General features: G+C 68.0%; 15 protein-coding genes. 11 read left to right on the top strand and 4 right to left on the bottom strand.

Annotation, left to right across the window (positions count from 1 at the left end; all coding sequences use genetic code 11):
- Positions 1-207: 207 nt before the first annotated feature.
- On the top strand, positions 208-855 hold the full coding sequence (locus tag ACTPOI_RS01775) for an OmpA family protein (RefSeq protein WP_440105809.1): 648 nt from the start codon (positions 208-210) through the stop codon (positions 853-855).
- A gap of 47 nt (positions 856-902) precedes the next feature.
- On the opposite strand, the gene ACTPOI_RS01770 is transcribed toward ACTPOI_RS01775, so the two are convergent.
- From ACTPOI_RS01770 to ACTPOI_RS01755, 4 genes are read right to left on the bottom strand one after another with little or no spacing between them, the layout of a single operon-like run.
- Entirely contained in the window at positions 903-1532 is a 630-nt protein-coding gene (locus tag ACTPOI_RS01770; protein WP_440105807.1) for a response regulator transcription factor, read from the bottom strand.
- A complete protein-coding gene (locus tag ACTPOI_RS01765; protein ID WP_440105805.1) occupies positions 1532-3700 on the bottom strand; it encodes a sensor histidine kinase in 2169 nt (722 codons plus the stop codon). Before ACTPOI_RS01765 ends, ACTPOI_RS01770 begins: the two co-directional genes overlap by 1 nt.
- 7 nt (positions 3701-3707) lie before the next feature.
- Entirely contained in the window at positions 3708-4523 is an 816-nt protein-coding gene (locus ACTPOI_RS01760; RefSeq protein WP_440108238.1) for a carbon-nitrogen hydrolase family protein, read from the bottom strand.
- On the bottom strand, positions 4523-8716 hold the full coding sequence (locus ACTPOI_RS01755) for a YhdP family protein (protein ID WP_440105803.1): 4194 nt from the start codon (positions 8714-8716) through the stop codon (positions 4523-4525). The genes ACTPOI_RS01760 and ACTPOI_RS01755 overlap by 1 nt, the downstream gene beginning before the upstream one ends.
- Positions 8717-8814: 98 nt before the next feature.
- On the opposite strand from ACTPOI_RS01755, the gene glnE reads away from it, so the two are divergent.
- The 10 genes from glnE (at position 8815) to ACTPOI_RS01705 (ending at position 24361) form a co-directional block, all read left to right on the top strand.
- Positions 8815-11568 carry a bifunctional [glutamate--ammonia ligase]-adenylyl-L-tyrosine phosphorylase/[glutamate--ammonia-ligase] adenylyltransferase gene (gene glnE, locus ACTPOI_RS01750; protein WP_440105801.1) on the top strand — a complete coding sequence of 918 codons (2754 nt, stop codon included), beginning with the start codon at positions 8815-8817 and terminating at the stop codon, positions 11566-11568.
- A 244-nt stretch (positions 11569-11812) separates the two neighbouring features.
- The gene (locus ACTPOI_RS01745) at positions 11813-12589 is read left to right on the top strand and encodes a CerR family C-terminal domain-containing protein (protein WP_440105799.1); all 777 of its coding nucleotides are present in this window, start codon (positions 11813-11815) and stop codon (positions 12587-12589) included.
- 7 nt (positions 12590-12596) lie between these two features.
- Entirely contained in the window at positions 12597-13982 is a 1386-nt protein-coding gene (locus tag ACTPOI_RS01740) for an efflux transporter outer membrane subunit (RefSeq protein ID WP_440105797.1), read from the top strand.
- Positions 13983-14049: 67 nt separating this feature from the next.
- Positions 14050-15273, top strand: coding sequence for an efflux RND transporter periplasmic adaptor subunit (locus tag ACTPOI_RS01735; protein WP_440105795.1), 1224 nt, complete (start codon positions 14050-14052; stop codon positions 15271-15273).
- Positions 15274-15285: 12 nt separating this feature from the next.
- Positions 15286-18402, top strand: a complete 3117-nt coding sequence (locus ACTPOI_RS01730) for an efflux RND transporter permease subunit (protein ID WP_440105793.1) — start codon at positions 15286-15288, stop codon at positions 18400-18402.
- Between the two features lie 172 nt (positions 18403-18574).
- Positions 18575-19777 (top strand): HD-GYP domain-containing protein, encoded by a 1203-nt coding sequence (locus ACTPOI_RS01725; protein WP_440105791.1) that lies wholly within the window; start codon positions 18575-18577, stop codon positions 19775-19777.
- Positions 19778-20103: 326 nt separating this feature from the next.
- Positions 20104-20685 (top strand): glutathione peroxidase, encoded by a 582-nt coding sequence (locus ACTPOI_RS01720; RefSeq protein ID WP_440105789.1) that lies wholly within the window; start codon positions 20104-20106, stop codon positions 20683-20685.
- A gap of 244 nt (positions 20686-20929) precedes the next feature.
- Positions 20930-22237, top strand: coding sequence for an NAD(P)/FAD-dependent oxidoreductase (locus ACTPOI_RS01715; RefSeq protein ID WP_440105787.1), 1308 nt, complete (start codon positions 20930-20932; stop codon positions 22235-22237).
- Entirely contained in the window at positions 22234-23067 is an 834-nt protein-coding gene (locus ACTPOI_RS01710) for a DUF1365 domain-containing protein (RefSeq protein WP_440105785.1), read from the top strand. The genes ACTPOI_RS01715 and ACTPOI_RS01710 overlap by 4 nt, the downstream gene beginning before the upstream one ends.
- A gap of 22 nt (positions 23068-23089) precedes the next feature.
- Complete coding sequence (locus tag ACTPOI_RS01705; RefSeq protein WP_440105783.1) at positions 23090-24361, top strand: class I SAM-dependent methyltransferase; 1272 nt, start codon at positions 23090-23092, stop codon at positions 24359-24361.
- The last annotated feature ends 4 nt before the right edge of the window (positions 24362-24365 follow it).

Raw genomic sequence — 24365 nt, 5'->3', positions numbered from 1 at the left:
CTGTGACCGGTTCGGGCTCCTGTCCTACGGCCATTGGCTGCGTGCACCGATAGCGGACCGCGGCACTGGCAGCCACCATCACGGCTTGCGCTGGGCGGCTTCGGCAGGCGGGCATTCCCTCAGGGGCTGCCGCCTTTGCGGAAAGCAGCAAGCGCATGGCCGGTACGCATCGGGTGCTGGCCGCCTGTTTACATTCAAGGAGATCACATGCGCAAAGACATTCTTTGGGGCGTTGCCGCCACCGTCGTTCTGGCCACCGGTTGCGCCAGCATGGACGACACCCAGCGCCGCACGGCCACGGGTGCCGGGGTGGGCGCACTGGCGGGCGCAGTGATCGGCTCGGCGACGGGCGGCAATGCTGGCACTGGCGCAGTGGTGGGTGCGGGTGTGGGGGCTCTGGGCACCTACATCTGGTCGCAGAACATGGAACGCCAAAAGCGCGAGATGGAGCAGGCCACGCGCGGCACCGGTGTGGTGGTGTCGCAGACGGCGGACAACCAGCTCATGCTCAATATCCCCAGCGACATCTCGTTTGCCGTGGGCCGCTCGGACATCCAGGCAAACTTTGGCCCGGTGCTGGACCAGTTTGCCGCTGGCCTGCGCAACAACCCCAACAGCGATGTGCGCATCGTCGGCCACACCGACAGCACCGGCAATGACAGCGTGAACAACCCGCTGTCGGTGGAGCGCGCGTCCAGCACCCGCAACTACCTCACGGCGCGGGGTGTTGACGGGCGCCGCATTGCCATCGACGGCATGGGCGAGCGCAGCCCGATTGCCACCAACGACACGGCCGAAGGCCGCGCACGCAACCGCCGTGTGGAAATCTTTGTGGGCGAACGGCCGCGCGGGTAACCGGTTCGCCAGAGGCCGGGGCCGCGGTACAGCCGGGCTCACCCCGGCTATTTGCCGGCGCGCAGCAGGTTCGCCAGTTCCACCGCCGACTTCACCTGCATCTTGTCGAACACGCGCGAGCGGTGCACTTCCACTGTGCGCACGCTGATATCGAGCTGATCGGCAATCAGCTTGTTGGGCAATCCGGCCACGACCAGGTCCATCACATCGCGCTCGCGCTCGGTCAGGTCGCCCAGGCGCACCTGCAGGTCGCTGCGTTCGCGCACGCGCGCCAGCCGCTCGGCCGACTGGGCCAGGGCCTGCTCGATGCGGTCCACCAGCACGTTGTCTGAAAAGGGCTTTTCACAAAAGTCGAACGCGCCGCGCTTGACGGTGTCGACCGCGGTAGGCACATCGGCGTGCCCAGTGAGAAAGATCACCGGCATGGTGGCCAGGTCGCCCCGCGCGGCCAGCACATCAAAAAGCGCCAGGCCGCTCATGCCGGGCATGCGCACGTCCAGTAGCAGACAGCAGGGATGGCGCTGGGGTGCGCGCTTTTGGAGCATGGCGTCAAAGGCCTCGGCGCTGTCGAAAGACTCGCTGGGCAGGCGGCGCGAACGCAGCAGCCAGGCCAGCGCCTCGCGCACGCTGGCGTCGTCGTCAACGATGTAAACGGTGGCGTTGGATACGGGTTCCATCAGGGGCTTTGCGCTGGGGAGGAGGCGACGGGAAGGGTGAAGGTGAATACCGTACCACGGGGCTCGTTGGCGGCAAAGCCGAGGAAACCGCCGTGCTGCTCGATCACCGTGCGGCACATGCTCAGGCCCAGCCCCATGCCCTCGCTGCGCGTGGTGTAGAACGGCGTGAACAGCTTGGCGGCCACATCGCTGTCGATGCCGGTGCCGAGGTCGGTCACCGTGAACTTGATCCATCCCGCCCGCTGCACGGTGGCTGTCTTGAGCACGCGGATATCCAGCACGCGCTGGTGGATGTCGGGGTGGTCCATGGCCTGCATGGCGTTGCGCGCCAGGTTCAGAAGCACCTGTTCCACCATCGTGCGGTCGCACAGGACGGGCGGCAGGCCATGCTCGACATGGGTCTGCACGCGCACGCGCAGTTTGCGTGCCTGCAGGCTGACCAGCGGCAGGATGGCGTCAAGCAGTTGCTGTGCGGGCAACGACTCGCGCGCCTGGTCGCGCCGGCGCACGAAGTCGTGCACGCTCTTGATCACCTTGCCCGCGCGTTCGGCCTGGCGGGCGATCTGGGTGAGGGCCATGCGCACGCCCTCTACGTCGTCCGGGCTGGGCGAGCCGGGGGCATCGGGGCTGACCGGTGCCGTCCCGGGGCCAGCTGTGTGTGGCGCTGCGGGCGCAGTGCTGCTGGCAGACCCCAGCAGGTTGATGGAACCGGTGGCGTAGCTGGAGATGGCGGCCAGGGGCTGGTTGAGCTCGTGGCTGAGCAGCGATGCCATCTCGCCTACGGTGGCCAGTCGGGCCGTGGCCTGCAGGCGCTCCTGCGAAGCGCGCGACAGCTCCTCGACGCGGCGCTGTTCGCTGATGTCCAGGAAGGCGCTCATCCAGCCCGTGTGCTGGCCCTGCGCGTTGATGAGCGGCGCCTCGATGATCAGCACCGGAAAACGCGTTCCGTCCTTGCGCATGAAGACCGACTCAAAGCCTTCCCGGGGCGGAACTTCGCCGCCCGACAGCCGCACGGCCTGCCGCTCGCGGTATTCGTCCACCAGCTCGGGGGGCCAGTAGGGGGCCGTCACGCTCTGGCCCAGCAGCTCGGCTGCGCTGAAACCGACCATGGAACAGAACGCGGGGTTGACGTAGGTGATGCGGCCTTCCAGGTCCCGTGCGCGCAGCCCCGTGACCAGCGAGTCCTCCATCGCCTTGCGGAACGCGAGTGCGTCTGCGAGATCGCGCTCGGCACGCAGGCGGCGGCGGTTGTCGCGCACCAGCACTGCCATCACCGTGACCAGCGCAATCGACATCGCGGTGACGAGCGCCGTGAGCACGTTGGGAAACAGGCTGGGCGCCGCGTGCCAGGTGTCCATGCGCAGCACCAGGGTGCTGCCGGGCATGTCCAGCAGGTGCTGCGACGTGAACATGCGCGAGCCCTTGCGTGCAGCGCCCAGCACGGCCAGCCGGGTGCCGTCGGGCTCGATGAACGAGGCCTCCTGGCGGCGCGTGAGGTTGGGTGCCACCAGGTTGAGCAGGATTTCGCGCAGCGAAAACGTGGCCACGACAAAGCCGGTGATCTTGCCGCCGGTGGTCAGCGGCAGGCACAGGTCCATCATTTCCGAGCCCATGCCGTCGCCGTGCGGCTGAAAGTAGCTGCTGGAGTAAGCCGGGCTGCTGAGCCGTCGCGCGTTGGCGCAGGCAATGGCAGCATCAGACTGTCCGCTCTCGCGCAGCCGCCGGTCCCAGGCCAGCGGCCGGTAGGGCGACTGCTGGTGGTCGCGTACGCGCAGGGCTGCGTCGCGCCACTCGATGCGGACCAGCTCGCGGTGGTTGCGCAGCAGGTCGGCCGCCCCGACTTCCCAGGCCAGTTCGCCGGGGTCGTTGGCGTGCAGGGCCTGCAGGTTCTGCAGGGTGCGCGAGAGCGATACGCGGATGTCGGCCACGGCATCGGCCGCGTCGCGCTCCAGCTGGGTCTGCACCTGGCTTTCTTCATACCGGCCCGCGAGCCATACCAGGGTGGCCAGCATCGACACGACCAGGCCCACCAGCGCCGTCCACAGCGACCAGCGCCGCCATGCACCCCGCCAGCGCTGCAGCAGTGTGCGGCGCGGTCGGGGCTGCACCGGGGCCGCCAGCGTTGTGCCCAGGTCAGGGGTGCCGTTTTCGGGCGTGGGTGAATTCATGCGGTATTCAGAGCACGCGGTGCTGGAGGGCCGGCAACTGCGCGCGCACGCTGTCGATCCGTGCGGCATCCACCGTTGCGGTGACGACCCCTGGGCCCTGGTCGAGTGATGCGATGACGGTCCCCCAGGGGTCTACCAGCATGCTGTGCCCCCAGGTGTGGCGGCCGTTCTCGTGGATTCCGCCCTGTGCCGGGGCCAACACGTAGGCCAGGTTCTCCACGGCCCGCGCGCGCAGCAGCAGTTCCCAGTGCGCCCGGCCTGTGGTGTAAGTGAAGGCACTGGGCACCAGCAGCAGGTCAGCGCCGGCGCGGGCGTGGGCCCGGTACAGCTCCGGAAAGCGCAGGTCGTAGCACACGCTCAGCCCCACGCGCCAGCGGCGGCCATCGCGCGCTGGCAGGTCGAAATGCACTGCGGGGGCACCGGCCTCGATCACGCGGCTTTCGTCGTACTGCTCGCGTCCGTTGTCAAAACAAAAGAGGTGGATCTTGTCGTAACGGGCCACCTGCACGCCGCTGGGGTCGAACACGAGGGTGGTGTTGCGTACCTTGCCGGGGGCGGCGGTCTGCATGGGCAGGGTGCCGCCCACGATCCACAGGCCCAGCGAGCGCGCCGACGCGGACAGGAAATCCTGGATGGGGCCGCCAGCGGGTGTTTCCGCCAGCGGCAGCTTGTCGGTGTCGCGGTGACCCATGATGCAGAAATACTCGGGAAGCACCGCCAGTTCTGCGCCTTCGCGCGCCGCCTTTTCCAGCAGCCGGTGGGCGGCCTGCAGGTTGTCATCAAGCCGGGTACCCGACACCATCTGGATGGCAGCCACTTGCATCATGAGGGTTCTCCAGGCTTGGGCGCAGGCGCAGCCGCGGGGGCGGCCTGCCCCGGTGCCGGGGCGATGGCGTCCCGCGCGCGACGGGGCACGCGCACCACGCGCGGGTCCGTCCATGTGCCGTCGATGCGGAACTCCTGCGTGGCGGCTTCGATCAGCGGCCCGCGCAGGAACACCTGTGCCAGGAAGCTGCCCAGGCCGATCACGGGGTTGATGGCCGTGGCTACCAGCGATGCCGTCATGGCATTGATCTCGGGCACCACCACCACGCGCAGATCCTGCGTTTCGGCCTCGATGTTGGCGCTGCCCTCCATCAACACTGCAGCGTTGACGCCTTTCATCTGCAAATTGTTGGTGGTGGCCACGCCCTGCTCGATGCGGACGTCGCCGCGCACAAAGTCGAACGCAAAGCCCTCGCTGAACACATCCCGGAAATCCAGCGCCAGCCGTCGCGGCAGCGACTGCAGGCTGAGTACGCCGAGCAGCTTGGCCAGGCCGGGGTCGGCCTTGAGGAACTGGCCGGACTCGATATTGAGATTGATCTCCCCCGTCATGGACCGGTAGTCGGGGCTGAAGGGCGCGCCCATCCACGCCACCTGGCCTTCCATCCGCCCCTTGCCGCGGCGCACCACATTGGCCATGCCCATGCGGCCCAGCAGGTCGCCCGAGTCACGGATGTCGAGCTTGAAGTTGAGCACCGTGCGGCGCTCGGCTGGCTTCGCGGTCGCCGCGCCGGCCACCACCGCCCAGTTGCCGCTGGCCGTGAGGTTGGCTTCGGGCGACAGGATGTTGAACCGTGTCAGGCGCCACTCGCGCTGCGCGCCCTCGCTGCCGCGGTTCTGGGCCTGTATCTCCACGCGGCCCAGCCGTTTGGCACGCAGTTCGAAATCGTCCACCACGATGTCCAGAGCGGGCAGCATGCCTGGCTGTTCATCCAGCAGGGCTTCGACCTGGTTCGCATCGCTTTGCGGCAAGCTGGCGCGCGACAGGCGCGCGTAAAGCAGCCCGTTGGGGTGGTCTGCAGCACCGGGCTGTCTGAACTCGATAAACCCGTTGAGTTCGCTGGCGTCCAGCGTGGCGCGCCATGTGGTGCCGCTGCGCAGGGCCCCTGCCACCACGTTGTGCAGCGTGCGCCCCTGGAGTGTCAGTTCGCGCGCGCGAAGGGCCAGCGTGGTGGGCAGGTAGTCCTGCGCGCTGCCCGTGCTGCCGGCGCTTGCGGTTGCCGGGCCCTTTGGGACGGCATCGGTGAGGCCACTGGCGACCGTGCCTGGGGCGCCCGCGGTGGCCTGCGTGAGCACGTCTTCCCAGGTGTCGACATCCACTTTGCCCTGCTGGATGTTGGCGGCCACGCCCTGGAGCGGCATGGGTGCAGACTCGCCATCACCCAGCCCGATACCGATCGTGCCGCGCAGCACACGCGCCTGGCCACCCGACAGCTCGCGCACGTAGGTGGCCGAGCCGATGGTGCCCAGGTCCAGCGTGATCTGGTCGCGCAGCGGAGGAAGTCCTGCCGTCCCGGTTGTGGTGGCGCTGGCCAGGCCCGTGAGTGACTCGCGCAGCACCTGGGTTTCAAAGCGCAGCGGCGTGCTGGTGCCAGCCGTCTTGGCCAGCGGGGCGGGCAGTGCCAGCGCCATGCCCTGCAGCGATGTGGTGACCTGGACCTCGGGCACCCCGCGCCGGAACCCCAGGGTCATGGTGTACGGCGCGCTGCCGCTGGCGCGGCGTGCCAGCTGCGCGATCATGCCCAGCTGTGTGGCCTGCTGCAGCCCTTCGGCCGTGGCCGTGCCCTGGGCGCGCAACTGCACGGCAGATTCGGTGGCGGGTGCGTTGGGAGGCAGCGCACGCATGCCGCCTTCCAGCCGCACCGGGCCGCCCAGCGCCTGGGCCTGCATGTTCGTCAGCGAAAACCCGCTTTCGCTGAACTGCACCGTGCCCCGCGCGCGGGAAAGCGGCGGTGTGTCGGGCGTGATGCGGACCTCGTTGCCCGCCAGCACCACGCTGCCCTGCACCTTCGATTTGGCCATGTCGCTGATGGGCAGGCTCAGGCGCAGCTTGAAGTCGGCATTGCCCGTGCCGGTGGCCTGGTCCAGCGCGTTGGAGGTCATGCCGCCCAGCGGCGAGCTGCTCATCAGCGCCAGCAGTTCGGGCAGTGGCCCGCGTGCGTCGGCGTCCACGCCCACCACCGTGTGCGACAGGTCGGGAATGCGCGCCTCCACGCGCGACAGGCGCAGGCCCGGCCGGCCCGCAAAGCTGCCGCTGGCGCCCCGCACCTGCATGGAAGACCGCTCAAAAATCAGCTCGCCGCCGAGCTCGGTCAGGGCCGGCCACGGCAGCGTGCTGGCAGGCTGCAACTGCGGCGGCACATAGGCGTAGGTCACGTCCCTGACACGGGCGGCAATGCGGAACTCGCCCTGCCTGGGGTCGTTGAACGGCAGGTCGTGCAGGTCTCCCTTCACGCGGAACTGCACATTGCTGGCCGTGCCCGCCACCACGGCGTCGCGCACGTAATGGCGGGCATCGGCCGGGATGGACAGGGGCAGGTAACGGTGCACGCGCGTGCCGTCGGCGCGGTTGAGATTGCCCGACAGGTCCAGCACTCCCGGGAACCGTGAGCGGTGCGACACCTTGGCCGCATCGGAGGTGTGCCAGCTGGCGCGGGCCTCGCCCTGTGCGTCGGCGTTGGCAAACTGCACGTCGGCGGCCTGCACCGCGATGCGCTCGCCTTCCATCTGCCAGCGCACGTCTGCGCTCAGCCGGTCCAGTGGCAAAACGGGCTCTTCAAATACGCCGGGCAGCACGAGCGCACCCGATGCAATCGACAGCGCTGCCTTGCCGCCCGCCTGCGTCATGTCGATGTCCACGGTGGCTCCACGCAGGCCGAAGTGGGTGGGGGCCGTGCCCGGGTTCTCGGCTGCAAGGGAAAGACCACGCACCCGGCCGCGCAGCTGGTAGGTCTGCAGGGCATCCAGCGGGCCCCGCCAGGTGGCGCTGACCTCGTCCACCAGCCCGCGCGGCGTGTAGGTGGCCAGCGCGCTGTGGGCAGCGGAACTCAGGGGCAGCCGGGCACCAATCTGGGCCAATGCCGCCAGATCCAGCCGGTCGGCGCGGAAGTCGCCCTGCGCCGGCAGCTTGCCGCTGGCATCGGTATGCACCAGGCGCACGTTGCCGCCCGGCCAGTTCAGGCCGTCGTCCGTCTGGAACTGCAGGCCCTGCGTGAACAGCTCAAATCCGCCTGCCAGCCGGCGCCCGCCCAGCCTGCCCTGCACCGCAGGGAGTGCGAGCGCCTGCAGATCCTTCCCCAGTGTGGCGTTCACATCGGCCAGCGCCAGGTCCGCTGTTCCGCCCATCAGTTCACCCCGCTGGAAGTCGGCCCAGGCGCGCAGGGCGCCGCGCCCCTCGGCCACATTCACCCCGTCGATCTGGGCGTGGCGGTGCAGCTGCGACACATCGACACGCGCAAAGTCGGCAAAGACCTGCCCGTTCCAGTGCTTCCAGTTGCCGTCGCGTGCACGCAGAAGCGGGGCACGGAACATGCCCGCCAGCGTGAACCGGTCGCCCCAGTCAGGCGGGGGGGTTGCATCCAGGCGCATGTGGTGGCGCCAGTTGCCATTGCGCAGCACCAGGTTGACGTCGGTCAGCGCGAGCTCGGGCGCGCTGCGCTGCTCGTCGGTCCAGCGCAGCGTGCCGCCCTTGATGAAGACCTCGCCCTGCGAGAACACCCAGTCGGCAGCCGCATTGCTGTCGCCGCCCGATTGCGCAAATTCCAGGCCTGCCACCTGGATGCGCCCGTCTGCGGTGCGGCGCACGTCGAGCACAGGTTCTTCTATATAGATCTGCTCGGCGTTCCAGTTGACCAGCGAGCGGGGGGACACAGCCACCACCACCCGGGGCAAGCGCAGGGCCACGCGGCCGCCGGCATCGAGCAGCGCCACATCCAGCAGTTCCACCGAAGGCACGAGGCTGTCGGTACGCGCCTCGATAGCGCCGATCTGCACGGGAACCCCCAGAACCTTTGTGGCATGCGCCTGGAGCTGCGGGCGAAATTCGCCGATTCGCGGCACAATCAATCCATGAAGGGCCCCCCACGCGATGGCCAGCAGCAGCCAGAAGGCGAGCAGCAGACCCAATGACCACCGCGCAAGACCTGCCATCATTTTCAGCAGGCGAGAGGGGTGCGAGGTGGGAGCGATCATGGTCAAACTGAATGTGGCAGGAATTATGACCCGCGGCCTCGGCCTGGGTTCAGTGCAAACGAGTGTCCTTGTGTACGCGGCCAGCTTCCGCGCGCCCCATGCAGACGCCGTCCGCTGACCCGCGCTGCGCGCCGCGCATACCCGGCGTTGCGCTGGCGGAGCACTCGCGTTTTTTCCAGCGCCTGCACCGCCGTTACGAAGCCGATCTGCATCTGCTGCCACCGGGCATTCCCGTGTTGGCGTCCATGCAGCAGGCCTGCGATGCGCTGCTGGCCCGCGGCCTTGATACCGGGGCGGCGCTTCGCGTGCTGCGCCAGCTGGTGATGGAGCGGCTCATACAGCTCGACTGCGACAGCGAGCTCCCACTGGCAGACGTGACCCGTGCAGTGACCGAGCTGGCCGAGCTGGCCCTGGACCGCGCCTGCACGCATGCCCGCCGTGAACTGGACGAGCGGCACGGCGTACCCTGCGGCCCGCAAGGCCAGCCGGTCGAGCTGTGGATCATCGGCATGGGCAAGCTCGGTGCGCGCGAACTCAATGTGTCGAGCGACATCGACCTGATCTACGTCTACGAGCATGACGGCGAGACCGCGGGCATGCCCGACGGACGTGGCTGCATCTCCAACCACGAATACTTCGCACGCGCCGTCAAGGCCATCTACAGCCTGGTCGGCGACACGACCGAGCACGGGTTTGTTTTCCGCGTGGACCTGGCCTTGCGGCCCAACGGCAACTCGGGCCCGCCTGCCGTGTCGCTGGCCGGGCTGGAGGAATACCTGCAGGTGCAAGGCCGCGAGTGGGAGCGGTTTGCGTGGCTCAAGAGCCGTGTAGTGGCACCGCGCAGCTGCATTGGCAGCCCGGGCGTGCAGGCCCTGCGCGGCGTGGTGCTGCCGTTTGTGTTTCGCCGGTATCTTGACTACAGCGTGTTCGACGCACTGCGCTCGTTGCACCGGCAGATCCGCGACCACGCGGCCAAGCGCAGCGCGGGCCACCCCGAGCGCGCCAACGATGTGAAGCTTTCGCGCGGCGGCATCCGCGAGATCGAGTTCACCGTGCAGCTGCTGCAGGTGGTGCGCGGCGGACAGTTCCCCGAGCTGCGACGCCGCCCCACGCTCGACGCGCTGCAGCGCGTGGCCCAGGCCGGCCTGATGCCCCAGGAAACCGCCGATGCCATGGCGCGTGCCTACGTTTTCTTGCGGCGTGTGGAGCACCGCATCCAGTACCTGGACGACCAGCAGACCCATGTGCTCCCCACGCGCGACGATGACCTGGCCTGGATCGCCTACACCCTGGGCTACAGCGACTGCTGCGCCTTCCTGCACGAACTGGACGCCCACCGCGAACTGGTGGCGCAGGAATTCGACACCCTGCTGGGCGGCAGCAAGAAGCAGTGCAATGGCGGCGGCTGCGGCGGCCCGCGCGCTTCGGCCCCGCCACCGCCCGAGCTGGAAAGTCTGCTCGAACAGCTGCCCCCGGGCTTCCGCGAGCGTGTGGCCGAGTGGCGCACCCACGCCCGCGTGCAGGGCCTGCGCGACGAGGCGCGCGCGCGGCTGTTCCGGCTGGTGCAGCGCACCGCGCAGTGGCTGACCGAAGGGCGCGTGACCGAAGAAGCCGCGCTGCGCTTTGCCAACTGGCTTGAACCCCTGTTGCGTCGCGAAAGCTACCTGGCCCTGTTGCTGGAGCGCCCCTCCGTGCATGAGCAGCTGCTGCACCTGCTCGGCGCTGCCAAATGGCCTGCCCGATACCTGCTGCAGCACCCCGGTGTCATCGATGAGCTGGTAGGTGACTCGCTGTTGTCCGAACGGTTTGTGGTGGCTGATTTCGAGCGTGAGCTGGCCATGCGGCGGGCCTCGCTGCAGTCCACCGGCGAAGACGACGACGAGACCCTGCTCAACCTGTTGCGCCGTGCCCAGCACGCCGAAACCTTCCGTACGCTGGCTCGGGATGTGGAGCGCCGCATCACCGTCGAGCAGGTGGCCGATGACCTTTCGGCGCTGGCCGACAGCGTGCTGCGCATCACCGCGCAGTGGTGCTGGAGCCGCCTGAAGAACCGCCACCGCGAAACGCCGCAGTTCGCCATCATTGGCTACGGCAAGCTGGGCGGCAAAGAGTTGGGCTACGGTAGCGACCTCGATATCGTGTTTGTGTTTGACGACGAGGACGAGAACGCGCCGGAGGTCTATGCGGGCTTTGTCCGCAAGCTCATTAACTGGCTCACCGTGAAGACGGGCGAGGGCGACCTGTACGAGATCGACACCGCCCTGCGGCCCAACGGCAACTCGGGCCTGCTCGTCACCAGCTTCGAGGCCTACGCCAACTACCAGCAGCGCCGCGGCAGCAACACCGCCTGGACCTGGGAGCACCAGGCCATGACCCGGGCCCGCTTCGTGATGGGTACCGAGCCGTTGCGCCAGCGCTTTGACGCCGTGCGTGAGGCGGTGATCACGTCGGAGCGCGACGCGCAGGCCCTGCGCGAGGAGATCGTGGGGATGCGCGAGCGTGTGCGCAGCGCCCACCCCGCGCCCGAAGGGCGTTTTGATGTGAAACACAGCCCCGGCGGCATGGTGGATGCCGAGTTTGCCGTGCAGTATCTCGTGCTGTCGCAAGCCGCCGCGCACCCCGAGCTGGTGGGCAACGTGGGCAACATCGCCCTGCTGCAGCGCGCCGAGCAGGTCGGACTGCTGCCGCCCGGTGTGGGCATGGCCGCGGCCGATGCCTACCGCGAGCTGCGCCGCGTGCAGCACCGCGCGCGGCTTGACGAGGCCCCCACGCAGGTGGCACCCGCCACCGTGCAGGCCGAGCGCGACGCGGTGATGGCGCTGTGGGTGGCAGTGTTCGGCCCGCGCGGATAGCGCGCCGGAGCTCCCCCCCGGGCCGGGTGCGCCGGGGCTCCCGGCCTCATCTGGTGCTTCTTTTGCTTTGTGCCAGTGGACTCAACAACGTGACAACGTGATGACCCGCCGACTGTCGTGCGCGCACGCCCTTGCGTGTTCGCGTGAGCTCGTGGGCCTGGCGGCCACGACCGCCAAGTATTGACATTTACTGAAACAAAAAAGTTAATCAATCGTTTGATTAACAGTGTTGTAATCCGGGGCCATGTCTCCCCCCGCCTCATCTTCCCGCCGCCGAACGTCATCCACTCCGTTGCCCGTCGAGGCGGCGGCCGCGCGCACGCGGCTGCTCCATGCGGCCTTGCAGCTCTTTGCAGAGCATGGCTTTGCCAAGACCTCCATCCGGCAGATCGCGCAGGCCGCGGCTGTCAACCCGGCATCCATCAGCTATTACTTCGGTGACAAGAACGGGCTGTACCGCGCGGCCTTCACCGAGCCCATGGGCAGCCCCGTGTCGCTGGATGCCTGGCCCAAGGACGGCCCTGCACCCAGCCTGCGCGAGGTCATCACCCTTCTGATCCATAGCTTCATGCAGCCCCTGCATGAAGGGCAGCTGGTGGAGCTGTGCATGCGGCTGCACTTTCGCGAGATGCTGGACCCGACGGGCCTGTGGGAGCAGGAGCTGGAATGCGACATCAAGCCCGCCCACGCGGCACTGGTGGCGTTGCTCTGCAAGGAGTTTGACCTCAGGACCGCAGACGACGATGTACACCGCCTGGCCATGGCCATCACGGCCCTGGCATTGCAGTACTACGTGGGCCGCGATGTGGTGCAGGCGGTGCGCCCGGGGCTGACGGCGAGCCCGCGTGCACTGGCCGCCACCACGTCGCGCCTGGTGGACTTTGCCTGCTTCATGGTGGATGGCGAGCGCGGGCGGCGCCTTGCTGCGCGCACCGAGAGGGGTGCAGCAGATTTGCCCTTCGCATCGACCAACCCCCCTTCGAAACCCGGCGTACGCCCTGCCCGCAAACCCCGGATGTGATTCCCCTATGCCATCAACCCACCGCACCCTTGTCGCGGCAGCGCTCGTGCTCCTGCTCGCCGCCTGCTCCACCACCCCGCCGCCCGCACAGGTGCAGACAGCGGTAGCCACGGGCTGGCAGGCCCCGCTGCCGCACGGCGGGTCTGTGGAGGACCTCGCCCGCTGGTGGGCGCGGGTGGACGATCCGCTGCTGGTCGAGCTGATCGAGTCGGCGCAGGCTGTCAGCCCCGGCATGGCGCAGGCGCGTTCGCGCATTGCCCAGGCCCGGGCTACGCAGGTCGCCAGCAGGGCGGCTTTGGGGCCGTCGCTCGACGGCCAGGCCAGCGCCAGCCGGGGCTTCAACGAGCAGGTGCGCAGCACGGCCACCACCGCGCAGGCCGGGTTGCAGGCCAGCTGGGAGCTGGACCTGTTTGGCGGCAACGCAGCCACCAAGACGGCTGCCGACGAACGGCTGGCGGGCGCCCAGGCGCAGTGGCACGAAGCCCGCGTGAGCGTGGCGGCCGAGGTGGCCTTGCAGGTGAGCAGCCTGCGCAGCTGCCTGCGGCAGCTGGACGTGGCGGTGCGTGATGCGCGGTCGCGCGAAGAGACATCGCGCCTGTCGGGCCTCAGCGAGCGTGCCGGCTTCACCGCCCCCGCCACCGCGGCGCTGGCCCGCGCCAGTGCCGCGGAGGCAGCGGCCCGCCTGTCGCAGCAGCGCACCCAGTGTGATGTGGACACCAAGGCCCTGGTCGCGCTGACCGGCTGGGAAGAGCCGCGCATGCGTACCCGGCTTGCGGCCTTGCCCGCACAGGCTGCGCCCGACGCACTGTTTTCAATCGCTGCCCTGCCCGCGCAGGTGCTGGCCCAGCGGCCCGATGTGTACAGCGCCGAGCGCGATGTGGCCGCCGCCAGCGCCGAGGTGGGCAGCGCCCAGGCCCAGCGGTATCCGCGCCTGGGGCTGTCGGGCTCGGTGGGGGCAGGCTGGGTGCGCACCGGCGGTGTCACCACCGACCTGAGCACCTGGACCATCGGCCCGCTGGCGCTGAGCGTGCCGATCTTTGACGGTGGCCGCCGCGCCGCGCAGGTGGACGCAGCACAGGCGCGCTATGAAGAGGCCGCTGCGCTGTACCGCGCCCGTGTGCGCCAGGCGGTGAGCGAGGTCGAGCAGGCGCTGGCGCGCCTGCAGGGCACGGCCGAGCGCAGTGCCAGCGCGCGCATCGCTGCCGAGGGCTATCGCGCATCGTTCAATGCGACCGAGGCCCGCTGGCGCGGTGGCCTGGCCAGCCTGGTCGAGCTCGAAGACGCCCGCCGCACGGCCCTGGCCGCCGAGAACGCGCTGGTGGCCCTGCAGCACGAACGCATGGCCGCCTGGGTGGCGCTGTACCGCTCCGCAGGCGGCGGCTGGACCGAATGAGTCACCTTTCCTGCTGCTGCGCGCAGCCCCGCCCACGGCGGACCTGAATCTACAAGGACGGATCTCCATGCAAGGCTCCTCGCTCCCTCTCAAGCTCTCTCCCGCCACTTTGGCCGTGATCGCGGCCTGCGTGCTCGCAACGGGCGGCGCCCTGGTGTTCTCGGGCGCATCGCGTGCGGCCGATGAGCCCAAGGCGGCCAATGCGCAGCGCCCGGCCCTCACGGTGAGCACGGCACAACCCCAGCGCACGTCGGTTCCCATCCGCCTGGCGGCCAACGGCAGCATTGCTGCGTGGCAAGAGGCCATCATCGGCGCCGAGAGCAACGGCTTGCGCCTGACCGAAGTGCGCGTGAACGTAGGTGATGTGGTCAAGGCCGGGCAAGTGCTGGCGACGTTTTCGCCCGACACGGTGCAGGCAGAAGTGGCCCAGGTGCGTGCCAGCCTGCTGGAGGCGCAGGCCACCGCCGCTGAAGCTGCGGCCAATGCCGAGCGGGCCCGGTCGCTGCAGACCACTGGCGCGCTGAGCCAGCAGCAGATCCAGCAGTTCACCACGGCAGAGCAGACGGCCCAGGCGCGGGTGGAGGCAGCCCGCGCAGCCCTGAACGCGCAGCAGCTGCGCCTGCGCCACACGCAGGTGCTGGCGCCCGACAGCGGCGTGATCTCGGCCCGCACCGCCACCGTGGGCGCGGTGTTGGGCGCGGGCACCGAGCTGTTCCGCATGGTGCGCAAGGGCCGGCTGGAATGGCGGGCGGAAGTGACCTCGACTGAACTGCGCCGCATCAAGCCCGGCGACAAGGTTACCGTGACCGCCGCCAGTGGTGCCACGGCCGAGGGCACGGTGCGCATGATTGCGCCTACGGTGGACCCGCAGACCCGCAACGGGCTGGTGTATGTCGATCTGCCTGCCACCGCGGGGGCGGGATCCGCGGCCATCCTTGCGGGCATGTTCGCGCGAGGCGAATTCGCCCTGGGCCAGAGCGATGCCCTCACGGTGCCGCAGGAGGCACTGGTGGTGCGCGACGGCTTTGCGTATGTGTTCGTGGTGGGGCCGGACAACCGGGTGCAGATGCGCAAGGTGAACACGGGGCGGCGCGTGGCCGACCGGGTGGAAGTGCTGTCGGGGCTTGACGCTGGGGTGTCCATCGCCGTGCGCGGCGCAGGTTTTCTGAATGATGGTGATCTGGTACGCGTGGCGGCAGCCCCGGCGGCCGTTTTGAGGGCTCCCGCAGGCGATTTGATGCCAAAAGCGCCTGGGGTCCAGGTATCTATTGCCCCTAATGCTATTAAATAAGGAGCATTCCAGATGAATGTCTCTACCTGGTCGATCAAGAACCCGATACCGGCGCTGATGCTGTTTGTGCTGCTGACTTTCGGCGGCCTGCTGTCGTTCAACGCCATGAAGGTGCAGAACTTCCCGGACATCGACCTGCCCACCATCTCGGTCACGGTCGCCCTGCCTGGCGCGTCGCCCGCGCAGCTTGAAAACGATGTCGCCCGCAAGATCGAGAACAGCATAGCCACGCTGCAGGGCCTCAAGCACATCTACACCAAGGTGCAGGACGGCGGTGCCACCATCACCGCCGAGTTCCGCCTGGAGAAGCCCACGCAGGAGGCGCTGGACGACGTACGCTCTGCCGTGGCGCGCGTGCGCGGCGAGCTGCCCGGCGACGTGCGCGACCCCATCGTGACCAAGATGGACCTGGCCGCGCAGCCGGTGCTGGCCTTCACCATCGCCTCGGACCGCATGGACGACGAGGCGCTGTCCTGGTTTGTGGACGACACGGTGGCCAAGAAGCTGCTGACGGTGCGCGGCGTGGGCGCGGTGACGCGCGTAGGCGGCGCCGAGCGGCAGGTGCATGTGGCGCTCGACCCGCTCAAGCTGCAGGCGCTGGGCGCCACCGCGGCCGATGTGTCGCGGCAGCTGCGCCTGGTGCAGACCGAAAGCGCTGGGGGTCGCACCGACCTGGGCGGCAGCGAGCAGCCCGTGCGCACGCTGGCCACGGTGCAATCGGCACAAGAGCTGGCGCAGCTGACGCTGGCGTTGCCTGACGGCCGCCACATCCGCCTGGACCAGGTGGCCGAGGTGTCCGACACCGTGGCCGAGCGCCGGGCGCTGGCCCTGCTCAATGGCAAACCGGTGGTGGGCTTCGAGGTGGCGCGCAGCAAGGGCGCCAGCGAGGTCGAGGTGGGCGCTGCCGTGCAGGCGGCCCTGAAGGAGCTGCGCGAGCAGCACCCCGACCTCACCGTCACCGAGGCCTTCAACTTTGTGCAGCCGGTGCAGGAGGAATACGACGGCTCCATGCACCTGCTGTACGAAGGCGCGCTGCTGGCGGTGGTGGTGGTGTGGCTGTTCCTGCGCGACTGGCGGGCCACGTTTGTGTCGGCCGTGGCGCTGCCGCTGTCCATCATCCCGGCGTTCATCGGCATGCACCTGCTGGGCTTTTCCATCAACGTGATCACGCTGCTGGCCATGTCGCTGGTGGTGGGCATCCTGGTGGACGATGCCATCGTGGAGGTCGAGAACATCGTGCGCCACCTGCGCATGGGCAAGACGCCCTACCAGGCCGCCATGGAGGCGGCCGACGAAATCGGCCTGGCGGTGGTGGCCACCACGTTCACGCTGATCGCGGTGTTCCTGCCCACCGCGTTCATGAGCGGCATTGCGGGCAAGTTCTTCAAGCAGTTTGGCTGGACGGCATCGCTGGCGGTGTTTGCCAGCCTGGTGGTGGCCCGCGTGCTCACGCCCATGATGGCGGCCTACATCCTCAAGCCCATCGTCACGGCTCATGAGCAGGACCCGGGCTGGATGCGCGTGTACCTGCGCTGGGCGGCCTGGTGCGTGCGCCATCGCTGGCTCACGTTTTTGGGCACGGGCGCGTTCTTCATCGGCTCGCTGGCGCTCATCCCGCTGCTGCCTACCGGCTTCATCCCGCCGGACGACAACTCGCAGACGCAGGTGTACCTGGAGTTGCCTCCGGGCGCCACGCTGGCGCAGACCCGCGCCGTGGCCGAGGATGCGCGCGAGCGCATTGCGAAGGTGGAGCACGTGCAGAGCGTCTACACCACGATCGGCGCGGGCTCGGCGGGCTCCGACCCGTTCATGGGTGGCGCCAATGCTGAAACCCGCAAGGCGACGCTCACCATCCTGCTGGCCGAGCGGGGCGACCGGCCGCGCAAGCAGGGCATCGAGAACAACATCCGCGCGGCGCTGGAGACGCTGCCCGGCGTGCGCAGCAAGGTGGGCCTGGGGGGCTCGGGCGAGAAATACGTGCTGGTGCTCACGGGCGATGACCCGCAGGCGCTCACCTCGGCCGCGCTGGCGGTCGAGAAAGACCTGCGCACCATCCCCGGCCTGGGCAGTATTTCGTCCACCGCCAGCCTGGTGCGCTCCGAAATCGCGGTGCGCCCAGACTTCGCCCGCGCCGCCGACCTCGGGGTGACCAGCAGCGCCATTGCCGAAACCCTGCGCATTGCCACCGTGGGCGACTACGACGTGTCGCTGCCCAAGCTCAACCTGGCCTCGCGGCAGGTACCTATCGTGGTCAAGCTGCAGGATGCGGCCCGGCAGGACCTGTCGGTGCTCGAACGCCTGCCGGTGCCGGGCAGCAAAGGCCCGGTGATGCTGGGGCAGGTGGCCACGCTGGAGTTCAGCGGCGGCCCGGCCGTGGTCGACCGGCACGACCGCGCCCGCAACGTCAACTTCGAGATCGAGCTGTCGGGCCAGCCGCTGGGCGAAGTGACCAAGGCCGTGGCCGCGCTGCCCGCCATCCAGAACCTGCCGCCCGGCGTGCGCCAGATCACCATTGGCGACGCCGAGATGATGGGCGAGCTGTTTGCCAGCTTCGGCCTGGCCATGCTGACCGGCGTGCTGTGCATCTACATCGTGCTGGTACTGCTGTTCAAGGATTTTCTGCACCCGGTCACCATCCTGGCCGCGCTGCCGCTGTCGCTGGGCGGCGCGTTCGTAGGGCTGCTGATTGCGCAAAAGAGTTTTTCGATGCCCTCGCTCATCGGGCTGATCATGCTCATGGGCATTGCCACCAAGAACTCCATCCTGCTGGTGGAGTACGCCATCCTGGCGCGGCGTGAACACGGCATGAGCCGCTTTGACGCGCTGATCGACGCCTGCCACAAGCGCGCGCGCCCTATCATCATGACCACGCTGGCCATGGGCGCCGGGATGATGCCGATCGCTTTGGGCATCGGCGCGGCCGACCCGAGCTTTCGCTCGCCCATGGCGGTGGCGGTGATCGGAGGGCTGATCACCTCCACTCTGCTGAGCCTGCTGGTGATTCCGGCGGTGTTCACGGGGGTGGACGATGTCGGGCAGTGGCTGGGCCGCATGCTCCGCCGCGCACGCGGGCTTCCCGCACGGAAGCCCCAGCCGCAGGAAGGCGCTGCCCCATCCCTGCCGCAGTGAGCGTGAGGGTGCCCAGACAGGCCAGGCGCAACGAGCCGTCTGCCCCGGCGGGGGGCGGGCAGGTTGTTGCGGTGAGCCCGGAGTTCCGCCACATGTCTGCCGAGATATAGGGCAATTCCCCCTTAAGCGTGACCATTGCCGGCCCGGTGTTCTCCCATAATCCGAAGTTCCCATGAACCTCGTCAGCCTCAGCATCGAATCCATCCAGTTGGGCAACCCCCTGCCGTTTGCGCTGCGGGGGAACGACGGCGCCCTGCTGGCCAAGAAGGGCTATGTGGTGCGGTCACGGGAAGAGTTGGCCACCATGGTGGGCCGCGGCCGCCAGCTCTGCGTGGACACGGATGAGTCGGGCGAAAGCTACCGCGCTTACCTGGCCCAGCTGCAGCGCATGCTGATTGCCGACACCAACCTGGGCGAGATCGCCGCCATGAAGATGAGCGCGGCCGAAGATCCGGTTTCCCGCACCCGCGGCCGCGTGCTGCCCGACTGGCCGGAACTGCAATTGCGGACGACCCAGTTGCTCCGCGCCCCGTCACCGGTGGATTTCGCGGCACGTTTCCGGCCACTTCTGGAAGAACTGGCCCGCCATTGCGCGACCACGCCAGACGCCACGCTGCTGGCGCTGGTCTACCTTTCGGCCCAGGAATCGCGCATGTACAGCGCCACGCATGCCATGCTGGTTTCGTGCGCGTGCATGCTGGTAGGGCGCGAAATGTTCCGTTGGCCCGATGCGCGGGTGCATGTGCTCGGGGCTGCCGGGCTGACGATGAACATCGGCATGTCGGAACTACAGGACCAGCTCGCCCAGCAGTCAAACCCCCTGACTGCTCAGCAGGTTGCCGCGATAGAAGCCCACTCTGCGCGCTCGGAAGCAATGCTCCGCAGCCTGGGTGTGGCCGACGCGGTGTGGCTGGAGGCGGTGCGCTGCCACCACCACCGCATACCAGGCCCCCTGGCCGGCAAAAGCGAAGGGCAGCAGATGGCCCGCCTGATCCAGCGTGCCGACGTTTTTGGCGCGCGCCTGGCGCCCCGCGCCGCCCGCTTGCCGATGCCGGTGACGGCCGCCATGCAGGCAAGCTACTACGACGAAGCGCAACAGGTGGACGAAGCAGGTGCTTCCCTCGTCAAGACGCTGGGCGTGTACCCCCCGGGTTCTTTCGTGCGCCTGGCCAGCAAGGAAGTCGGCGTAGTGATCCGCCGTGGCGTAACGGCCACCACCCCGCGAGTGGCTGTGCTGACAAACCGCGATGGCATGCCCACCGGCGAGCCCATCCCGCGTGACACGGGCATGCCGCCCTGGAAGGTGACTGGCGTCGTCGCAGCGCGCGACGTGCGCGTGAGCCTGCCGCTCGACCGCCTTCTGACCCTGGCCTGACCCGCGGTAACCCAACGGGGCAGGCCGCCCTGCTTTGATTTATCCCCACTCCTCCCAAGCCGTCGGCCTGGTCACCCAGGTGACGGCAGCGCACGGCCGGCCGTCTGCTACCGGGCTGATGCCCCTGCCGGGCTTCCGTACCGCTTTCGTGGAGGGCAGGGAAGGTTGCCTTGCGCGTTTTATCATTTCGCGTAACATTTCTTCACAACTGCCCGAATCCAAAACGCCCGGTCAAACGTATACCAATCAGTACAAATAAAAACTGCATTGGACAAAAAGTGATGAACCGGTTAAATTGGGGCACCTCCAGCGCGCGACGTCCAGCCATGAACATTCTTTTCAGACTCTTCCAGACAGCCGCCTTGGGCGCGTTGGTGCTCACTGCGCCGGCGGCGCTGGCGTCTGACGGCGCTGCCACCTGCCCAGCCACGCTTCAGCACACCTATCTTCGTCTGCAGGACGAAAAGCCCCAGTCCCTGTGCCAGTACAGCGGCAAAGTCGTCCTGGTCGTCAATACGGCCAGTTTTTGCGGCTTCACGGGCCAGTACAAAGGGCTGGAAGAGCTCTACAGCCGCTACAAGGACAAGGGCCTGGTCGTGCTCGGTTTTCCCTCCAACGACTTCTCTCAGGAAACGGGTAGCAACCAGCAGATTGCCGAGTTCTGCGAGAACACCTTTGGCGTGAAATTTCCGATGTTTGCCAAGAGCAGCGTCAAGGGGCCGGAGGCCTCGCCACTGTTTCGCCAGCTGGCGCAGCTGTCGGGCACGGCGCCGCGCTGGAACTTTCATAAGTACTTGCTGGGGCGTGACGGAAAACTGGTGGATCAGTACTCCAGCCTGACGGCCCCCGACAGCAAGGGCCTCCTGCGCGCCGTCGAGCAGCAGCTTGCGGTGGCCGCACCGCGGTGAGTGACATGTTTGCTTTAACTTTCTTTCAATTGGTGGCGCAATCCGGCCGGAACTTTGTGCGCCGTGCCCCCCTCTATCTACTGCGCGCCGATGCACGGCGCCAGACCAGTTTGACGTTGCGAAGCCTTTCGGGCCCCCGGGTTCCGACTGACCTCCTGGAGCGCTTCTCCTCCCTCCCTCTCTTATTCGTTTCGGGACGCTTCGCAACCTTTTTATTCCCGGCGCAGGCCCGAGGGGGCCGGCCATGAAAGTCGCCATCGTCGGCTCCGGCATCTCCGGTCTTGCTGTGGCGCACCAGCTGCGCAACGACGCGCACATCACCCTTTTCGAAGCGGGCGACTACTTCGGTGGCCACACCCATACGGTGGATGTCACCCTGCGTGACCCGCTGGGCAATATGGTCACGCACGGCGTGGACACCGGTTTTCTGGTGTTCAACGAGCGCACCTATCCCCACCTGATCGCGCTGCTGGCCGAGCTGGGCGTCGAGACCTCCAAGTCCGACATGTCGTTTTCGGTCCAGGTGCCGCAGGGCGCAGGCCGGCGCGCGCTGGAGTGGAGCGGCAGCAACCTCTCGACGGTGTTTGCGCAGCGCTCCAATCTGCTGAGCCCCCGGTTTCTGGGCATGCTGCGCGACCTGCTGCGGTTCAACAAGCTGTGCACCCGCATTGCCGAAGAAAACTCCGAAGCCGCACTGGCGCAGCCGCTGGGGGAATTCCTGCGCGAGCACCGCTTTGGCGCCGCCTTCCGTGACTGGTACTTTTTGCCCATGCTGGGCTGCATCTGGAGCTGCCCGACCGACCAGATGCTGCAGTTCCCCGTGGCCACGATGATCCGGTTTTGCCACAACCACGGCCTGATCCAGGTGAGCAACCGCCCGCAGTGGTGGACGGTGACGGGCGGCGCGCGGAACTACGTCGAACGCATCCTCGCGGGGATTGCGGACAAGCGGCTTTCCACCCCCGTGCGCTCCATCGAACGCGATGCGGCCGGAGTGCGCGTGATCACCGACGGCAAGGTCGAGCATTTCGACCATGTGGTGCTGGCCACCCACTCGGACCAGTCGCTGGCGCTGCTGGCCCAGCCCACGCTGGAAGAGCGTGCGGTGCTGGGGGCCATCCGCTACCAGCCCAACCTGGCGGTGCTGCACACCGACACCTCCGTGCTGCCGCAGCGCCGTGCCGCGTGGGCCGCGTGGAACTACGAGCGCGCGGCAGACCACGCCCAGGAGTCCGCCCGCGTCTGTCTGCACTACCTGATCAACCAGCTGCAGCCGGTGCCGTTTGCACAGCCGGTGGTGGTGTCGCTCAACCCCGTGCGTGACATCGACCCGGCACAGGTCATCGGCAGCTACGAATACGCGCACCCCGTGTTTGATGGCTCAGCCATCCGCGCACAGCGCCAGGTGGGCAACCTCCAGGGTCGCGCGCGGACCTGGTTTTGCGGTGCCTGGACGGGCTACGGCTTCCACGAGGACGGCCTGAAATCGGGTCTGGCCGTGGCCGACGGCCTGCGCGCAGTGCTGCCGGTGGCGTTGCCGGAGGCGGCGTGAGCGTGGTCGCATCGGCGTCTTTAGCCCCGGCACCGCTGCTGGGCTTCGGGCAGGTGCGCCACACGCGGTTGCGCCCGCGCCACCATGCGTTTTCCTACCCCACGTTTTTCCTGATGCTGCCGATGCGCAGCCTGGCCGCACAGCCGGGCCTGCTGGCCGTCAACCGCCGCGGGGCCATCAGCTTCCACGATGCGGACCACGGCGATGGCCGCGGCCCGGAGCAGGGCGGCGCCCTGGCCTGGCTGGATGAGCTGCTGCAGGCCGAAGGCGTGGACGACGCCACCGGCCCTGTCTGGCTCCACTGCTACCCGCGCGTGCTGGGCTACACCTTCAAGCCAGTGAGCTTCTGGTACTGCCACCGGGCCGATGGCAGCCTGCGCGCCATCGTGGTCGAGGTGAACAACACCTTTGGCGAGCGCCATTGCTACCTGCTTGACCAACCGCGCTACGGCGTCGAGATGCAGGCGCGCAAGGTCTTCCATGTTTCCCCGTTCTGCGAGATCAGCGGCGGCTACCGTTTTCGCTTCATGCGCACCGGTGCCGCTGCACCCGCGCAAGGCGCACCCGCCATTGACGACGCGCCTGTGGCCGTCGGCCGCACCGTGGTGCGCATTGACTATGACGACGACAGTGGTCCGCTCCTGCAAACGAGCGTGAGCGGCTCGCTGCACCCTGTGACGGACCGCACCCTGCGCAGGGCGCTGTGGGGCTACCCCGCGATGACGCTGGCGCTGATTGCGCGCATCCACTGGCACGCGCTGCGCCTGTGGCTGAAAAGGGTGCGGTTCCACTCCAAACCCACGGCCCCTGCCTCCATCGTGACCCGCTGACGACATGCCCGAGAAACGCGACATGAACACGACGACCACCACCACCGCACCTTCCCAGTCCGCAGGCGAACTCCCGGCCGACGCGCCTGCAGCTGCCCAGGCAGCGTTTCGGCTGCTGCAGCGCCTGCAGCACGGCAGCCTGTCGGTGCTGTTGCCCGACGGAACCCTGCGGCATTTCGGCCACGGCGGCGGGTTGTCGGCGGCGCTCACGCTCAAGAACTGGAACCTGTTCGCGGCAGCCCTCAAGTCGGGCGATATCGGTTTTGCCGAGAGCTATATCGCCGGCGACTGGACCACGCCCAACCTCACAGACCTGATCAAGCTCTTCATTGCCAACCGCCAGCATGTGGAAGGCGTGATCTACGGCACCTGGGCCGGTCGCCTGCTGTACCGCATCAAGCACCTGCTCAACCGCAACACGCGGTCCAACAGCCAGAAGAACATCCACGCCCACTACGACCTGGGCAATGCGTTCTATTCGCTGTGGCTCGACGACACGATGAACTACTCGTCGGCGTGGTTCGAAGGGGACCTGTCGGGCGACATGCGCAAGGCGCAGCATGCCAAGGTGCGGCGTGCCCTGGCCATGGCTGGCGTGCGCCCCGGCTCGCGCGTGCTCGAGATCGGCTGCGGATGGGGTGCGCTGGCAGAAATGGCGGCGGTCGAGTTTGACGCGTCCGTGACCGGCGTCACGCTGTCCACGGAGCAACTCGATTTCGCGGTGGAGCGCATGCGGCGCGTAAGCGCCGGCAGTGGCCTGCACAGCGACGAGCCTGGCCTGGCGCACACCGGTCATTCGCTGCGGCTGCAGGACTACCGGGACATCTCTGACGGGCCGTACGACGCCATCTGCTCGATCGAAATGATCGAGGCTGTCGGGCGCGAATACTGGCCCACGTATTTTGAAACCATCCACCGCCTGCTCAAGCCGGGCGGCAAGGCCTGCATCCAGAGCATCGTCATCGAAGACAGCCTGTACGGGCGGTACATCCGCTCCACGGACTTCATCCAGCAGTACATCTTCCCGGGTGGCTGTCTGCCGTGCCCCACCGAGTTTCGCCGCGCCGCACAAGCGGCCGGCCTGCGTGTGTCGGATGAGTTTGCCTTTGGGCAGGACTATGCCGAGACGCTGCGCCGCTGGCGCGAGCGCTTCCTGTCGCAGCGCGCGCGCATCATGGAGCTGGGGTTTGACCAGCGCTTCATGCACATTTGGGAGTTCTATCTGGCCTACTGCGAGGCCGGGTTTGCCATGGGCAACATCGATCTTGTGCAGTACACGCTGGTCAAGGACTGACGCT

The organism is Acidovorax sp. BL-A-41-H1, assembly GCF_051942715.1.
The sequence above is the reverse complement of the archived record's forward strand: the minus strand, read 5'-3'. Positions and strand labels throughout refer to the sequence as shown.

What these genes read in the sequence shown, in the direction of transcription:
- ACTPOI_RS01720 (WP_440105789.1), top strand. Translation starts at nt 20,104, where the DNA reads ATGAACATTCTTTTCAGACTCTTCCAGACAGCCGCCTTGGGCGCGTTG.
- ACTPOI_RS01765 (WP_440105805.1), bottom strand. Translation starts at nt 3,700, where the DNA reads ATGAATTCACCCACGCCCGAAAACGGCACCCCTGACCTGGGCACAACG.
- ACTPOI_RS01775 (WP_440105809.1), top strand. Translation starts at nt 208, where the DNA reads ATGCGCAAAGACATTCTTTGGGGCGTTGCCGCCACCGTCGTTCTGGCC.
- ACTPOI_RS01705 (WP_440105783.1), top strand. Translation starts at nt 23,090, where the DNA reads ATGAACACGACGACCACCACCACCGCACCTTCCCAGTCCGCAGGCGAA.
- ACTPOI_RS01755 (WP_440105803.1), bottom strand. Translation starts at nt 8,716, where the DNA reads ATGATCGCTCCCACCTCGCACCCCTCTCGCCTGCTGAAAATGATGGCA.
- ACTPOI_RS01735 (WP_440105795.1), top strand. Translation starts at nt 14,050, where the DNA reads ATGCAAGGCTCCTCGCTCCCTCTCAAGCTCTCTCCCGCCACTTTGGCC.
- glnE (WP_440105801.1), top strand. Translation starts at nt 8,815, where the DNA reads ATGCAGACGCCGTCCGCTGACCCGCGCTGCGCGCCGCGCATACCCGGC.
- ACTPOI_RS01730 (WP_440105793.1), top strand. Translation starts at nt 15,286, where the DNA reads ATGAATGTCTCTACCTGGTCGATCAAGAACCCGATACCGGCGCTGATG.
- ACTPOI_RS01740 (WP_440105797.1), top strand. Translation starts at nt 12,597, where the DNA reads ATGCCATCAACCCACCGCACCCTTGTCGCGGCAGCGCTCGTGCTCCTG.
- ACTPOI_RS01770 (WP_440105807.1), bottom strand. Translation starts at nt 1,532, where the DNA reads ATGGAACCCGTATCCAACGCCACCGTTTACATCGTTGACGACGACGCC.
- ACTPOI_RS01715 (WP_440105787.1), top strand. Translation starts at nt 20,930, where the DNA reads ATGAAAGTCGCCATCGTCGGCTCCGGCATCTCCGGTCTTGCTGTGGCG.
- ACTPOI_RS01760 (WP_440108238.1), bottom strand. Translation starts at nt 4,523, where the DNA reads ATGCAAGTGGCTGCCATCCAGATGGTGTCGGGTACCCGGCTTGATGAC.
- ACTPOI_RS01725 (WP_440105791.1), top strand. Translation starts at nt 18,575, where the DNA reads ATGAACCTCGTCAGCCTCAGCATCGAATCCATCCAGTTGGGCAACCCC.
- ACTPOI_RS01745 (WP_440105799.1), top strand. Translation starts at nt 11,813, where the DNA reads ATGTCTCCCCCCGCCTCATCTTCCCGCCGCCGAACGTCATCCACTCCG.